Source organism: Caloramator sp. mosi_1 (assembly GCF_028622835.1).
GTDB lineage: Bacteria > Bacillota > Clostridia > Clostridiales > Caloramatoraceae > Thermobrachium.
In genome coordinates this window covers 296,816-310,851 of sequence record NZ_CP117677.1, presented here as the reverse complement: position 1 = coordinate 310,851, position 14,036 = coordinate 296,816, and the positions used below count along the sequence as shown (strand labels likewise).

At 33.4% G+C, this 14,036-nt stretch carries 11 protein-coding genes and 7 pseudogenes; 16 read left to right on the top strand and 2 right to left on the bottom strand.

Annotated features, from left to right (window positions below; genetic code table 11):
• The first annotated feature begins 61 nt into the window (after positions 1–61).
• The 6 genes and pseudogenes from PL321_RS02165 (at position 62) to PL321_RS02140 (ending at position 6,720) form a co-directional block, all read left to right on the top strand.
• Positions 62–1,966 (top strand): annotated as a pseudogene (locus PL321_RS02165) (ABC-F family ATP-binding cassette domain-containing protein).
• Between the two features lie 213 nt (positions 1,967–2,179).
• Positions 2,180–2,908 (top strand): annotated as a pseudogene (locus tag PL321_RS02160) (enoyl-CoA hydratase-related protein).
• An 11-nt stretch (positions 2,909–2,919) separates the two neighbouring features.
• Positions 2,920–4,057, top strand: a pseudogene (locus tag PL321_RS02155) (acyl-CoA dehydrogenase).
• Between the two features lie 12 nt (positions 4,058–4,069).
• A complete protein-coding gene (locus PL321_RS02150) occupies positions 4,070–4,849 on the top strand; it encodes an electron transfer flavoprotein subunit beta/FixA family protein (RefSeq protein ID WP_273963302.1) in 780 nt (259 codons plus the stop codon).
• Positions 4,850–4,861: 12 nt separating this feature from the next.
• Positions 4,862–5,868, top strand: a pseudogene (locus PL321_RS02145) (electron transfer flavoprotein subunit alpha/FixB family protein).
• Between the two features lie 11 nt (positions 5,869–5,879).
• Positions 5,880–6,720, top strand: a pseudogene (locus tag PL321_RS02140) (3-hydroxybutyryl-CoA dehydrogenase).
• Between the two features lie 77 nt (positions 6,721–6,797).
• Here PL321_RS02140 and PL321_RS02135 read toward each other — a convergent pair.
• Positions 6,798–7,627: pseudogene (locus tag PL321_RS02135) on the bottom strand (NAD(P)/FAD-dependent oxidoreductase).
• The gene (gene trxA / locus PL321_RS02130; RefSeq protein ID WP_273963301.1) at positions 7,627–7,950 is read right to left on the bottom strand and encodes a thioredoxin; all 324 of its coding nucleotides are present in this window, start codon (positions 7,948–7,950) and stop codon (positions 7,627–7,629) included. Before trxA ends, PL321_RS02135 begins: the two are co-directional and overlap by 1 nt.
• A 429-nt stretch (positions 7,951–8,379) precedes the next feature.
• Between trxA and PL321_RS20735 the strand changes: the two genes are divergently transcribed.
• The 10 genes and pseudogenes from PL321_RS20735 (at position 8,380) to PL321_RS02080 (ending at position 13,535) form a co-directional block, all read left to right on the top strand.
• A complete protein-coding gene (locus PL321_RS20735) occupies positions 8,380–8,541 on the top strand; it encodes a transposase family protein (protein WP_443110716.1) in 162 nt (53 codons plus the stop codon).
• Entirely contained in the window at positions 8,514–9,452 is a 939-nt protein-coding gene (locus PL321_RS02120; RefSeq protein ID WP_337961026.1) for an ISL3 family transposase, read from the top strand. Before PL321_RS20735 ends, PL321_RS02120 begins: the two co-directional genes overlap by 28 nt.
• A gap of 218 nt (positions 9,453–9,670) precedes the next feature.
• Positions 9,671–9,910: an SH3 domain-containing protein gene (locus tag PL321_RS02115; RefSeq protein WP_273963300.1), complete on the top strand. Its 240-nt coding sequence runs from the start codon at positions 9,671–9,673 to the stop codon at positions 9,908–9,910.
• 2 nt (positions 9,911–9,912) lie between these two features.
• Entirely contained in the window at positions 9,913–10,071 is a 159-nt protein-coding gene (locus PL321_RS02110) for an SH3 domain-containing protein (protein WP_273963299.1), read from the top strand.
• 263 nt (positions 10,072–10,334) lie between these two features.
• Positions 10,335–11,303 carry a glycosyl hydrolase family 18 protein gene (locus tag PL321_RS02105; RefSeq protein WP_273963298.1) on the top strand — a complete coding sequence of 323 codons (969 nt, stop codon included), beginning with the start codon at positions 10,335–10,337 and terminating at the stop codon, positions 11,301–11,303.
• Positions 11,304–11,404: 101 nt separating this feature from the next.
• Positions 11,405–11,578: a hypothetical protein gene (locus PL321_RS02100; protein ID WP_273963297.1), complete on the top strand. Its 174-nt coding sequence runs from the start codon at positions 11,405–11,407 to the stop codon at positions 11,576–11,578.
• On the top strand, positions 11,565–11,867 hold the full coding sequence (locus tag PL321_RS02095; RefSeq protein WP_273963296.1) for a hypothetical protein: 303 nt from the start codon (positions 11,565–11,567) through the stop codon (positions 11,865–11,867). Before PL321_RS02100 ends, PL321_RS02095 begins: the two co-directional genes overlap by 14 nt.
• 11 nt (positions 11,868–11,878) lie before the next feature.
• Positions 11,879–12,208 (top strand): hypothetical protein, encoded by a 330-nt coding sequence (locus PL321_RS02090; RefSeq protein ID WP_273963295.1) that lies wholly within the window; start codon positions 11,879–11,881, stop codon positions 12,206–12,208.
• A 12-nt stretch (positions 12,209–12,220) separates the two neighbouring features.
• A pseudogene (locus PL321_RS02085) lies at positions 12,221–13,094 on the top strand (DNA-3-methyladenine glycosylase family protein).
• Positions 13,095–13,235: 141 nt separating this feature from the next.
• The gene (locus PL321_RS02080; protein ID WP_273964345.1) at positions 13,236–13,535 is read left to right on the top strand and encodes a hypothetical protein; all 300 of its coding nucleotides are present in this window, start codon (positions 13,236–13,238) and stop codon (positions 13,533–13,535) included.
• Positions 13,536–14,036: the final 501 nt, after the last annotated feature.

Sequence of the window (14,036 nt, the reverse complement as noted above, 5' to 3'; positions counted from 1 at the left end):
CTTTAATGGTAGGTTAATATTAAAATTAATCTGTTAAGCTATTTTAAGTCGAGGTGAAAAAATGGCAATTCTATATATTAACAACATAAAAAATCCTATGGAGTAGATGTAATTTTAGATGGAGTAAACCTTATTATAAATGAAGGAGATAAAATTGGCTTTGTAGGAAGAAATGGTGCAGGTAAAACTACACTTTTCAAAATAATAACAGGTAATATAAAGCAGGATGAAGGAGAAATAATTCTTCAAAAAGGAAAAACACTTGGATATCTTTCGCAAAATTTAGATATAGATGAGAACCTTACTGCCTTTGAAGAAGTTATGAAGGTTTTTTAGATATAAAAGAGATAGAAGAAAGAATGAGGGATATTGAAAGAGAACTTTCAGATCCTAATTCAGACCACGAAAGGCTTTTAAAGGAGTATGGAAGGCTTCAGGCGGAATTTGAAAATAAAAATGGCTATAGCTGTGAAAGCTATGCAAAGGGAGTTTTGATAGGATTAGGTCTTCTGGAGGAGGAGATAAATAAGAAAATATGTTATTTATCTGGAGGACAAAAGACAAGGGTAGCACTTGCAAAGCTCCTTTTAAAGAGCCCAGATGTTTTATTATTAGATGAGCCGACAAACCACCTTGATTTAGGAGGTATAGCTTTCCTTGAAAATTTCTTAAAGGAATATAAGGGAACGGTTCTTATTATTTCCCACGATAGATATTTCCTTGACGTTATAACAAATAAAACAGTTGAAGTTTTAAATGGAAAAGTTGAAGAATATGGAGGAAATTATTCATACTTCATAAGGGAGAGAAAAATAGAATAGAACAGCGAGTAAAGGAATATGAACTTAAGCAGAAGGAAATAAAAGATTAGAAGAGATGATTGAAAGGTTTAGATCCTTTAATCGCGAAAAAGTATAAAGCAAGCAGAAAGTAAAGAAAAATGTTGATGAAGCTTGAGGAAAGCTTAGGAGATAAACCTATAACCTACCAAGAAAATGTTAAGATAAGCTTTGATACAAGGGTTAAAAGTGGTAACGATGTATTACAAATAGAAGAACTTTCTAAGGCTTATGGTGAAAAGATTCTTTTCAATAATATCAATTTAATGATTAGAAAGGGCGAAAAAGTTGCACTCATAGGAGAAAATGGACGAGGAAAAAGTACTCTTTTAAAGATAATAAAGGGTGAAGTTGAGCCAGACAATGGGTATATAAGGCTTGGAAGAAACGTTGAAATTGGCTATTATGATCAAGAACAAAGGGATTTGAATCCTGAAAAACTATTCTTGATGAAGTGTGGGATGAGTTCCCACAAAAACAGTTAGGGAAATAAGAAACGCCCTTGCGGCATTTCTATTTAAAGGTGATGACGTTTTTAAACAAATAAAAGATTTATCTGGTGGAGAAAAGTGCAGATTAAACCTGCTTAAACTTATGTTAAGGAGGGCGAATTTTTACTTCTTGATGAGCCTACAAACCATTTAGATATATTAACAAGAGAAGAGTTAGAGGATACTCTTTTAGATTATGATGGCACTATTTTTGTAATATCCCACGACAGATACTTTTTAAATAAAGTTGTACAAAAATATGTGAGTTAGAGGAAAATGGAATTGTTGAATATTTAGGAAACTACGATTACTATATAGCAAAGAAGAATGCAAAGGAAGACGAAATAGTTGTAAATGAAGAGGGGAAAACAAAAACACAAATTGAGAAGGAGAAGAAAAAGTTAAAGCAGGAGAGGGACAAGATAAAAAACATAAAAAAGAAATAAAAAGGTTGAGGAAGAGATAGAAAATAAAGAAATGATAATAGCTCAGTTAGAAGAGGAACTCTGTAAAGAGGAAGTTTATACAAATCCAGAAAGGACAAGGGATATTAATCAGCAAATAATTAAATTAAAGGGTGAATTAGAAAAATGCTATGAGATTTGGGAAGAACTTTTAGCAAATATTGAAGAATAAATAGAGCACCTAATTATGTGTAAATGGTAGATTTAGTTAGCAAAGTACACATAATTAAGGTGCTCTAAATTTTTATCTAAAACTATAAGTTGATAGAAAATTTCGAAAATATTATAATGTTAATGGGGAATAAAAAAATGTTTTTTATTTAACAATGGGGGATAATATGGAGAACATATCTTTTGAAAAAGGGATAATGTTGGAGTTCTAAAGATTTCACGTCCTAAATTTCTCAATGCTTTAAATTCTAATACTCTAATTGAATTAAACAGTATTATTGAAGAAATAAAAAGGACAAGAATATCTATGTTCTTGTTATAACAGGAGAAGGTAATAAGGCATTTGTTGCAGGTGCAGACATAAAGGAAATGTCAAATATGTCAGTGTTTGAGGCAAGAGAATTTTCGATATTAGGCAACAGTGTTTTTAGAAAAATTGAAGAGTTAGAGATACCAACCATAGCAGCAGTCAATGGATATGCATTAGGGGAGGATGTGAACTAAGTCTATGCTGTGACATTAGAATTGCATCAGAAAATGCAAAATTTGGACAACCTGAGGTTACCTTAGGAATCACGCCAGGTTTTGGAGGAACTCAAAGGCTTGCAAGAATAATAGGAAATTCAAAGGCAAAGGAACTTATATATACAGGTAGAATAATTGACGCTTTAGAGGCTGAAAAAATAGGATTGGTTAATAAAGTTGTTTCTCAAGAAAGTTTAATGGATGAGGTTATGGCTTTGGCAAATTTAATATCAAAAATGCACCACTTGCTGTTAGAATGTGTAAAGTTGCTATAAATAAAGGAGTAGATGTTGATATAGAAACTGCAATTAATTATGAGGCGGAAGTATTTTCCCATTGTTTTTCAACAGAGGATCAAAAGGATGCTATGGCAGCCTTTTTAGAAAAAAGAAAGATAGACAAGTTTAAAAACAGATAGGGGTAACAGATATGGAATTTTCATTAACAAGAGAACAGCAGCTTGCAAAGGAGATGTTTGAGAAGTTTGTAGAAAATGAAGTAAGACCAATAGCAGCAGAGATTGATGAAACAGAGAGGTTTCCAATCGAAACAGTAAAGAAGATGGCAAAGCTTGGTATGATGGGAATCCCTTTGAAAGGGAAGTTGGAGGTGCAGGGGCGATTTTATCACCTACATAATGGCAGTAGAGGAGCTTGCAAAGGCCTGTGCTACAACATCAGTTATTCTATCTGCCCACACATCCCTATGCTGCTGGCCAATATACACCTATGGTACAGAAGAACAAAAGGCTAAATATCTTCAAAAACTTTTAAAGGGAGAATATCTTGGTGCCTTTGCATTAACCGAACCAAACGCAGGAACAGACGCAGCAAGTCAGCAGACAACAGCAAAGCTTGAGGGAGGCTATTACATACTAAACGGAAGCAAGGTGTTTATCACAAACGGAGGATATGCCGATGTATTTATAGTATTTGCAATGACAGATAGAAGCAAAGGAACAAAGGGAATATCAGCCTTCATAGTAGAAAAGGGATTTGAAGGCTTTTCAACAGGAAAAATTGAGGAGAAGATGGGAATACGTGCTTCTTCAACAGCAGAATTAATCTTTAAAGACTGCAAAGTTCCAAAGGAAAACCTACTTGGAAAAGAAGGTATGGGCTTTAAAATAGCAATGTCAACATTAGATGGAGGAAGAATAGGTATTGCAGCCCAAGCACTTGGTATTGCAGAGGGTGCCTTAAATGAGGCTGTAAAGTATATGAAGGAGAGAAAGCAGTTTGGAAAACCAATTGCAACTTTCCAGGGTCTTCAGTTCTATATCGCAGAGATGGCAACTAAGGTAGAGGCAGCAAAGAACCTTGTATATAAGGCTGCGTGGAAGAAGCAGACAGGACAAAACTACAGTATGGATGCCTCAATGGCAAAGCTATATGCTTCAGAGACTGCTATGGAGGTTACAACAAAGGCTGTTCAGATATTTGGAGGATATGGATATACAAAGGACTATCCTGTTGAAAGAATGATGAGGGATGCAAAGATAACAGAGATATACGAAGGAACTTCAGAGGTTCAAAAGATGGTTATTTCAGCAAACATTCTAAAGTAGAGGGGTGAGGGTATGAATATATTAGTTTTCATAAAGCAAGTACCAGATACTAATGAAGTTAGAATAGATCCAAAGACAGGAACGCTGATTCGTGAAGGTGTTCCAAGCATAATAAATCCAGATGATATGAATGCAATAGAGGAGGCACTTAGAATAAAGGAGGAGGTAGGTGCTAAGGTAACTGTTGTAACTATGGGACCACAACAGGCAGAAAAGGCCCTAAGAGAAGCACTTGCTATGGGTGTTGATGAGGCAGTTTTACTAACAGATAGAGCCTTTGCGGGAGCAGATACTTGGGCAACTTCCCTTGTTCTTGCAAAGGCGGCAGAGAAGTTAGGCTATGATTTGATTTTTGCAGGAAGACAGGCAATAGACGGAGATACAGCACAGGTAGGGCCTGAAATTGCGGAGCATTTAAACCTTCCACAGGTTACATATGTTGAAAAGGTTGAAGTTTTAGATGGTGAAGTTAGAGTAAGACGTGCCTTAGAGGATGGATATGAAACACTACGTGTTAAGCTTCCCTGCCTTTTAACTTGTATAAAGGAGTTAAATAATCCAAGGTATATGAACATATATGACATATTTACCTGCTACAGCAAGGAAATAAAGGTTATGGGTCTTTCAGACTTAGAACTACAAAAGGAAGAGGTAGGTCTTATAGGTTCACCAACTAAGGTTAAAAAGTCCTTTACAAAGGGGCCTAAAGCTCAGGGTGAAAAGTATGATGTTCCAGCCCTTGAGGCGGCAAACATTATTACGGAAAAACTAAAGGGTATGCACCTTATATAAGGAGGCGGTAGTATGAAAAAGGGCGTTTGGGTTATTGCGGAACAAAGAGATGGAAATCTTCAAAGGTTAGCCTTGAGCTTTTAGGTAAGGCAAGGGAGATTGCAGAAAAGCTTGATGGAGAAGTAGTTGCAGTTCTTCTTGGATATGAAGTAGAAAAGTTAACAGATACTCTAATACACCACGGTGCAGATAGAGTAATATTAATAGATAACATAAACTTAAAGCACTATACAACAGATGCCTATACAAAGGCAATATGTGAAGTTGCAAAGGAAAAGAATCCAGAGATAATATTCATAGGTGCAACATATATAGGACGCGACTTAGGACCAAGGGTTGCCGCAAGGCTAAAGACAGGACTTACAGCAGACTGTACAGGGCTTGATGTAGATGATGAAACAAAGAACCTTCTTATGACTCGTCCAGCCTTTGGAGGAAACATTATGGCAACAATTGAGTGTCCAAACCACAGACCTCAAATGTCAACAGTAAGGCCAGGGGTATTTAGCGTTCCTTGTGCAGACTACGGAAGAGAGTGAATAGTTGAAAGATTTAATGTTGATATAAAGGAAGAGGACATAAAGGTTAAGATTGAAGAGATAGTAAAGTCAATGAAGGAGAAGATAGATATAACAGAGGCAGATATAATAGTTTCAGGTGGACGTGGTGTAGGAAGCAGAGAAGGATTTACTCTACTTAAGGAACTTGCAGATACACTTGGAGGAATAGTTGCAGGTTCAAGGGCAGCTGTTGATTCTGGATGGATTGAAAAGGATAGACAAGTTGGGCAGACAGGAAAGACAGTAAGACCAAAGTTATATATTGCCTGCGGTATATCAGGTGCAATCCAACATCTTGCAGGTATGCAGGAGAGTGAATATATAGTTGCCATAAACAAGGATTCTGATGCACCAATTATGGCAGTTGCAGACCTTGCAATTGTTGGAGACTTATTTAAGGTAGTTCCAGAGCTTATTAAAGAAATTAAGGCCTATAGGCAGTCCTGTGAAGTTATGTAGGGGGATAGTTTATGAAGGTATTTGTTGTGGGTTGTGGCACAATGGGTAGCGGAATAGTTCAATGTTTTGCCCAAAGTGGTTTTAGTGTAACGATGTACGACGTTAAAGATGAGTATGTTGATAGGGGTACAACATAATTAATAAATCCCTAAATAAACTTGTTGAAAAGGGAAAAATAGACGGAGATAAGAAAAATAGTATTTTGAATAATATAAGTAAGTCCAACAATATAGAAGATGCAAAGGATGCAGATTTAGTTGTTGAGGCTGTTTTTGAGAATATGGATGTTAAAAAGGATATATTTAACAAATTAGATTCTGTATGTAAAGAAGAGACAGTGCTTGCTACCAATACATCTTCGTTATCTATTACAGAGATTGCAGCAGCAACTAAAAGGCCAGATAGAGTAATAGGAATGCACTTTTTAATCCTGCACCTGTAATGAAACTTATAGAAATTATAAGAGGTATTGCAACATCAGATGAAACCTTTGAAAAAATAAAGGATGTATCAATAAAGATTGGGAAAGAGCCAGTAGAAGTAAAAGAATCGGCAGGATTTGTAGTAAACAGACTTTTAATTCCTATGATAAATGAAGCAGTAGCAATTTTAGCAGAAGGAGTTGCAACTGCAGAGGATATAGATAAAGCAATGAAGCTTGGGGCAAATCATCCTATGGGACCCCTTGAACTTGCGGATTTTATAGGAAACGATGTAAATCTTGCTATTATGGAAACTCTATATAATGAAACAGGAGATTCAAAATATAGACCTCATCCTCTATTGAGAAAGATGGTAAGGGCAGGATATTTAGGAAGGAAGACAGGTAGAGGATTTTATATCTATAAATAATAAAATATAAAAAGGTGCTAACCAGGTGAATGTGATTTCAAAATTTTACAATTTCACATTTCACCTGGGTGGCACCTTTATTCACAGGCATTAAGGGCTGCTATTTGTCCTTCGCCTACTGCCTTTGCGATTTGATATGGTTTTCCAACGACATCTCCTGCTGCATAAAGTCCCTTTATATTTGTTTCCATATTTCTGTCCACCTTAACGTGTGGTCCATCTACCTCAAGTCCAGGTACAAGGGATGTTAATGGGTAACTGTCTTTTAGAACAAAGAAACCATCCGCAACAACTTCACCATTTTCAAGAACTAACTTCTCAGCACTAAAGGAACCTTCAAATCTCAATGGTTTAGAATTTACAACCTCAACTTTTTCATCAAGGTTTGATAAATCCTCCTTCATTTGAGGTATAAAATACACCTTGCTACATACTGTTGCTAAAAAGTTTGCCTCTTCAATGGATTCGTGATTGTATCCAACTACTGCTACAACTTTTCCCTTGTAAAGTGGAGCATCACAGGTTGCACAATAGCTAACTCCTGAACCTAAAAATTTGTCTTCATTTTCTATTGTCTTTTTAAAATCAACTCCTGTTGCAAGTATAACTTTTTGGCTTCATACATTTCAGTTCCAGCCTGAATACTAAAGTGTGTTCCAAGAGAATAAACAGCAAGAACATTTTGATTTACAACAAAGGCATCAGTTGTTTTAAGATGGTCGTTTAGCCTTCCCATAAATTCAGTTCCTGTTATATTTGGCAAGCCTGCATAGTTTGGAATAGAAGGAGCCCAGAGTATTTTCTTGCTGTCTTGCCCAAAGATAATTACCTTCTTATTTCTTGCATAGGCATTTATAGCAGCAGAAATACCAGCTGGGCCTTTACCAATAATTGCTATGTCGTACATTATAGATTTAAAGCTCCTCTTATAGCTGATTCTATTTGATCAGCAGGTCTAAATCCAACTAATTTTCCAACAGGCTTACCATCTTTGAATAGAACAAGTGTTGGTATGCTCATTATACCATATTGACTTGCAGTTACAGGGTTTTCATCTACGTCAAGTTTAACAACCTTTACTTCTCCCTCCATCTTTTGAGCAACTTCTTCTATAACTGGAGCAAGCATTTTACAAGGTCCACACCAAGTAGCCCAGAAGTCTACAAGAACTGGAACATCAGAATTTAAAACCTCATTTTGAAAATTATTATCAGTTACGTGCATTACCATATATATTACCTCCTGAATTAATATTCTATTTTAATACCCTTAAGGGGTATATTTAATATTATAATACTCTTCATATAAAAAAATGTCAATATGATTTTTAAATTATGATTAAATTTTACCATAATTTATTATGTAAAGTAAATTTGATTTTTTCGATAATTTACATAAGGGGTGTTCTGATGAAAAAATATCGGTTCTATAATAAATGTTGGGGCGTAGACCCAGCATATTTTTTACAAAAAATATGTGCACCTGATTAGACACCTGGTAAAATTAAAATAACCAAACAAAAACCTTACCTGAAAGGAGGCATCCATCAAGTGCACACTAATAATTCTATCAAAAATTTATTAGGTTTTAAAGATGTTATTATAAAAAGATTATTCATAATGACACGTACATTGAGATATACTTAGAAACTAAGAAAAAATTTGTACTTGCCCTAATTGTAATTCCAAAGTTACAAGAGTTCACGATTATAGAATTCAGCGTATTAAAGACATACCCTTATTCTTTAAACATACTTTTATCATTCTTAAAAAACGTAGATATCGTTGTAATGCCTGCGGCAAAAATTTTATGAACATATAGAATTTTTACCTCGTTATCATAGAATAACTAATAGATTAGCTATGTTTGTAATTTATGAATTATCTAATGAATATAGTATGACATCAGTTGCTAGAAAAACTAATCTATCTATCGATACTATAAAACGTATTTTTGATAATGTATCTTACTCTTCTCCTACTAATTTACCTAAAATAATATCTATAGATGAATTTAAAGGTAACTCTGGTGGTTCTAAATATCATTGTGCAATAGTCGATCCTGTTAATCATAAAATACTAGACATTATTAAAGATAGAAAAGAGCATATTCTTATAGATTATTTTAGAAAAATTAAAAATCGCGATAGCGTTACACACTTTATTTGTGATATGTGGCAACCCTATATTGATTTAGCTAAAACTTATTTCAAAAATGCTGTAATTGTTATAGATAAATTTCACTATATTAGACAAGTCATATGGGCAGTAGAAGCGGTAAGAAAACGTATCCAAAGAGAACTATCAATTAAATTAAGAAAATACTTTAAAAGAAGTAAAAAGCTTATTTTAAAAAGATATGGCTTACTTGATACAGATTCAAAGTTAGCTTTACAAGTTATGTTTTCTTATAATAGTGAATTAGCAATTGCCCACACTTTAAAGGAAAAGTTATTGAGTATTATTGATGCTTCACCTTCTTCTAACGAAGCTCGTGTCCTCTTAAAAGATTGGATTAAACTTGCACAAAATAGTGGTATCAATGAATTGAAAAGATGTGCAAATACCTATATCAGATATTTTAATGAGATTTGTAATTCTTTTGATATTCCTTATACAAATGCTTGTATAGAAGGATTTAATAATAAAATCAAAGTTATTAAAAGAATAGCCTTCGGCTATAGAAATTTTGATAGATTCAGGAATAGAATTCTTCATTGTTGTAATAAATAATCTGTTAAATATTGTATTTTAGGAAATCCAACTATCGTTGGTCTTTTTGTCGTGCAATTTTTAAGGGTAAACTCCCTCATCCTATCTATCTTGCTAAAATCATTATCAAATAAGAAAGGACAGGCATTCTAATCTAATGCCCGCCCCAACTATTGACAAAGAGCCAAAATATCTTGGGTTTTGCTGTTTACCTTTATTATTTCAACATTTTTGTTTTTATGCCAAAGGTACAAGCAGCATCATTTAAGGTAAAGGTGACAGCAAGTAGATTAAACATAAGAAGTGGGCCATCTACGAAATACAAAGTAGTAGGCTACTACACAAAGGGACAAGTAGTAGACGTAATAGCACAAACTGGAAGCTATTATAGAACAAACAAGGGCTATATTCATAGTGCTTATACAAAAAAGTTCAAATTCAAAATACTGCAAGCAGAGGCTTTATTCCATTTAAGGTAGAGGTGACAGCAAGTAAATTAAACATAAGAAGTGGTGCATCTACAAGTACTAAAGTAGTAGGTTATTACACTAAGGGACAAGTATTAGACATAATAGGACAGACAGGAAGTTTTTATAAAACAAGTAGAGGTTATATCCACAGTGGATATACAAAAAAATAGAAAGTATATCTCTAAATAATAACACTGGTAAGTATGTTGTAATAAAAGAAGATACGCCAATTTATAGAACTATAAATGGAATAGCAGATGAGAGATATGCAGTTAAGGGAAAGACATATAAAATTCTTGAGGACATAGGAACACATTATAAAATAAGGCAAGGTGCGGTAGAGGGGTATATTTCTGTACAAAATACACAGATTTTAAACTATACACCAAAGGAAAAGATAACGTTAGCTTGGCACTATGTATATGACAAGTCTGTGAATAAAAAATACTATGACTTGCGTTTCCCAGAGAGTAAATATATTACAACAAATTCTGCAATTTTAGGATTAGACGTTATATCTCCAACTTGGTTTGATATGACAGGTTCACCAAGTAGTTTAAGTAGCATAAATGTTTTAGATAAGGCTGATGCAGAATATGTTAAAATTGCCCATAGAAATGGATATGAAGTATGGGCACTACTTGCAGAGTTTGATGCTGACAGGGCCTATGCAATGTTTACAAATAAAACAGTAATGGATAGAGTAATAAACCAAATTGTAAGTTATACAGAAAAATATAACCTCGATGGTATTAATATTGACTTTGAAGGCCTTGGACTTAAAAACAAAGAGGGGCTTGTTGTGTTTACAAGGGAACTTACAAATAAATTAAAGGCTAAAAATCCCTTGATTAAAGTTTCAATCGATGTAACAAAGCCTTCAACATCGGATAAATGGTCAAGGTTCTATGACAGAAAGGCATTAGCTGACATAGTTGATTATATGATGTTTATGGCCTACGATGAATTCTATAAGGGTTCACCAGTTGCAGGTTCAGTTGGTTCACTTCCTTGGGTAGAACAAGGAATACAGGAAATACTTGCTCTTGGGGTTTCAAAGGACAAGTTAATACTTGGTGTACCATTTTACCTAAGAGATTTTAAAGTGGCAACAAGTACAAACCAAGCAATTGATTCAAGTGTTTTAAGGATGCAACAGGCAGTGGATATTATAAAACAAAATGGTGGTAATATCTACTTTGATAATAATGCAAAACAGGATGTAGGAGAATATTTTGATAATGATGGAGTTAGACATCTTGTTTGGCTTGAAAATGCAAAATCAATGGGTTATAGATTAGATCTTATAAATAAATATGACTTAAAGGGAATGTCAGCTTGGCAGCTAAATTTTGAAACTGCAGATATATGGGATGTAGTTAAACAGAAGCTGAAGCAGTAGTGCTTCAGCTTTTTTCTAAATTGTATAAATTCTAAAATTTGAATCTTTCATAAGTGTAACATATCGTATATAATAAAATAAATGATAAAAAAGGTGATAGTATGGAAATAATATGCCTTGTTGGGAAAAGTGGAACAGGTAAAAGCTATAAAGCGATGCAGGTTGCAAGTACCTATAATATAGATTGCATAATAGATGATGGATTGTTAATTTATAAAGGAAAAGTTGTTGCGGGAGTGTCTGCAAAAAGAAAAAACAAAGATGGCAGCGGTTAAAAGGGCAATCTTTTATGACCAAAGTCATAGAAGAGAAGTTCAGGAAAAACTAAATATATTAAATGTAGATAAGATATTGATTCTTGCAACATCTTTAAATATGGTTGAACATATAATAGAAGCTTTAAATCTTCCTAAAAAGTATGAAGTCATAAATATAGAAGATATTTCATCAAAAGAAGAAATTGAAATTGCAAGAAGGCAGAGGTTAAAGGAAGGAAAACACGTTATACCTGTTCCTGTATTTGAGATAAAAAAAGTTTTTCAGGCTACTTTATTGATTCAATAAAGAACATAATAGTGAGAGATAATAAGAAACAAAATATAGAAAAGACTATAGTTAGACCAACCTTTAGTTATCTTGGAAAATTTACAGTGTCAGAAGCAGTCATAAAAAATATAATAGAATACATAGTTGAAAGGGAGACAAAGGCCTTAAAGGTTGATTCAATTAAACTAAACAACGGGGATGAAGGAATAGAAGTAGCAGTATTTGTAACTGTAAAGGAGCTATGCAACCTAAATCAACTGGCAGAAACACTTATAAAGAAGATAAAAGAAGAATTTGAGCATATAACTGGAATAAATATTATAACTATAAGGTTTGTTTATAAGGACTTGAGAACTTAGGTAGGTGTTTTTATGTATAGATTTGAAGAATATGAAGAAGGAATAGTAATAAAAAACACATCAGATTTTAATATTAAACATATATTTGATTGCGGTCAATGTTTTAGATGGAATCAAAAGAGGATGGAAGCTATGTTGGAGTAGCCTATGGCAGGGCTGTTAGAATTATTCAAAAAGATAAAGACGTATATATAAAGGGTGGAAGAATTAATGATAAGGAATTTTGGGAGTATTATTTTGACCTAAAAAGAGATTATGGTTACATTAAAGATGAACTTTCAAGGGATGAAATATTAAAAGAAGCAATAAAATATGGAGAAGGTATTAGAATATTAAATCAGGATATGTTTGAAATAGTAGTATCCTTTATTATATCTGCTAATAACAGAATACCGATGATTAAAAGAGCAGTTGAAAATATATCAAAAAGATACGGAAAAGAAATTAATTTTGAGGAAAACGTATATTATTCTTTTCCAACTCCTGAAGAACTAAGTAAAGCAAGCGTAAAGGAGTTAGAGGAATGTGGTGTAGGGTTTAGAGCACCATACATTGTAGATACAGTTTCTAAAATATATAAAGGTGAAGTTAATTTAGACTATATAAAAGGAAAAAATACAGATGATGCCTTTAGAGAACTTACTAAGTTGAAGGGAATAGGACCTAAGGTTGCAGATTGTATTTTACTATTTTCAATGCAAAAATATGATGCTTTTCCGGTTGATGTATGGGTAAAAGAGTTATGCAGCATTTTTATCTTGCACCTGATGTTAGCCTTAACAAAATACGTCAATTTGGAAGAGATAAATTTAAATTTTATGCTGGTTTTGCACAGCAGTATTTATTTTATTATGCAAGAGAATTTAAAGGGAAGGATGCATTTTAAGGAGGGGACAATGCAAAATAAAAAATACTACATAGTAGAAGCAACAGTTTTGCCTGAAGTATTTATTAAAGTTATGGAGGTAAAAAGCTTTTAAATCAAGGAAAGTATAATAGAGTAAATGATGCGGTTAAAGAAGTTGGAATAAGCAGAAGCACATACTATAAATACAAGGACAGCATATTTGAGTTTTATGAAAACAAAACTCAAATATTGACACTGGCAATGATACTTGACCATATATCTGGTGTTCTTTCTAAAATATTAGATGTTGTTGCAAAGGCAAATGGGAATATACTTACAATAAACCAGAGCATACCGCAAGAGGATTTTGCTATGGTTTCAATGTCAATTGATATAGTAGCCTTAAATCAAAATCCAGATGAGTTAATTGATATTATTAAGAATTTGCCTGGTGTAAGGAAGATTCAGATTATAAAGTAGTAAAGGGCCATTATAGAGGTCTGAGGCTGTTGAAAAAGCCAAGATAAGATTAGCCCCTGAAGGATTTTCTTTGGTATTCCTTTTATGGCTTAAGCAAGTCTAAGTTTTTCTTTGTTTGAAAAAGTCCTATTCTCGCGATGTACTCGTCCTTGAGAGTCGCTTGGCTTGGCACGTCGTGTGCCAATTTACGGACTATTTTCAAATTCGAAAAACAAGATTTACTAAAGCTTATGAAAAGCCAATAAAATCCTTCAAGGGACATTTTTATATATAGAGCATTTTTTATGTTTGTCTTCAATCTCGGCCTTTATATAGGGCTTCTTATATTAGGATTTAATTATATTATAAAGTAGGCAAATATAAGAATATAGATACTATAATAAAAATGAATAACTTAATAAAATATGGCAATAATATTAGGTGTGTATGAAATGGATAATATAAAAATAAAAAGAAAAATTCAAATTCAAGTGAAATTAGTAGATAATTAAACTAAAATTA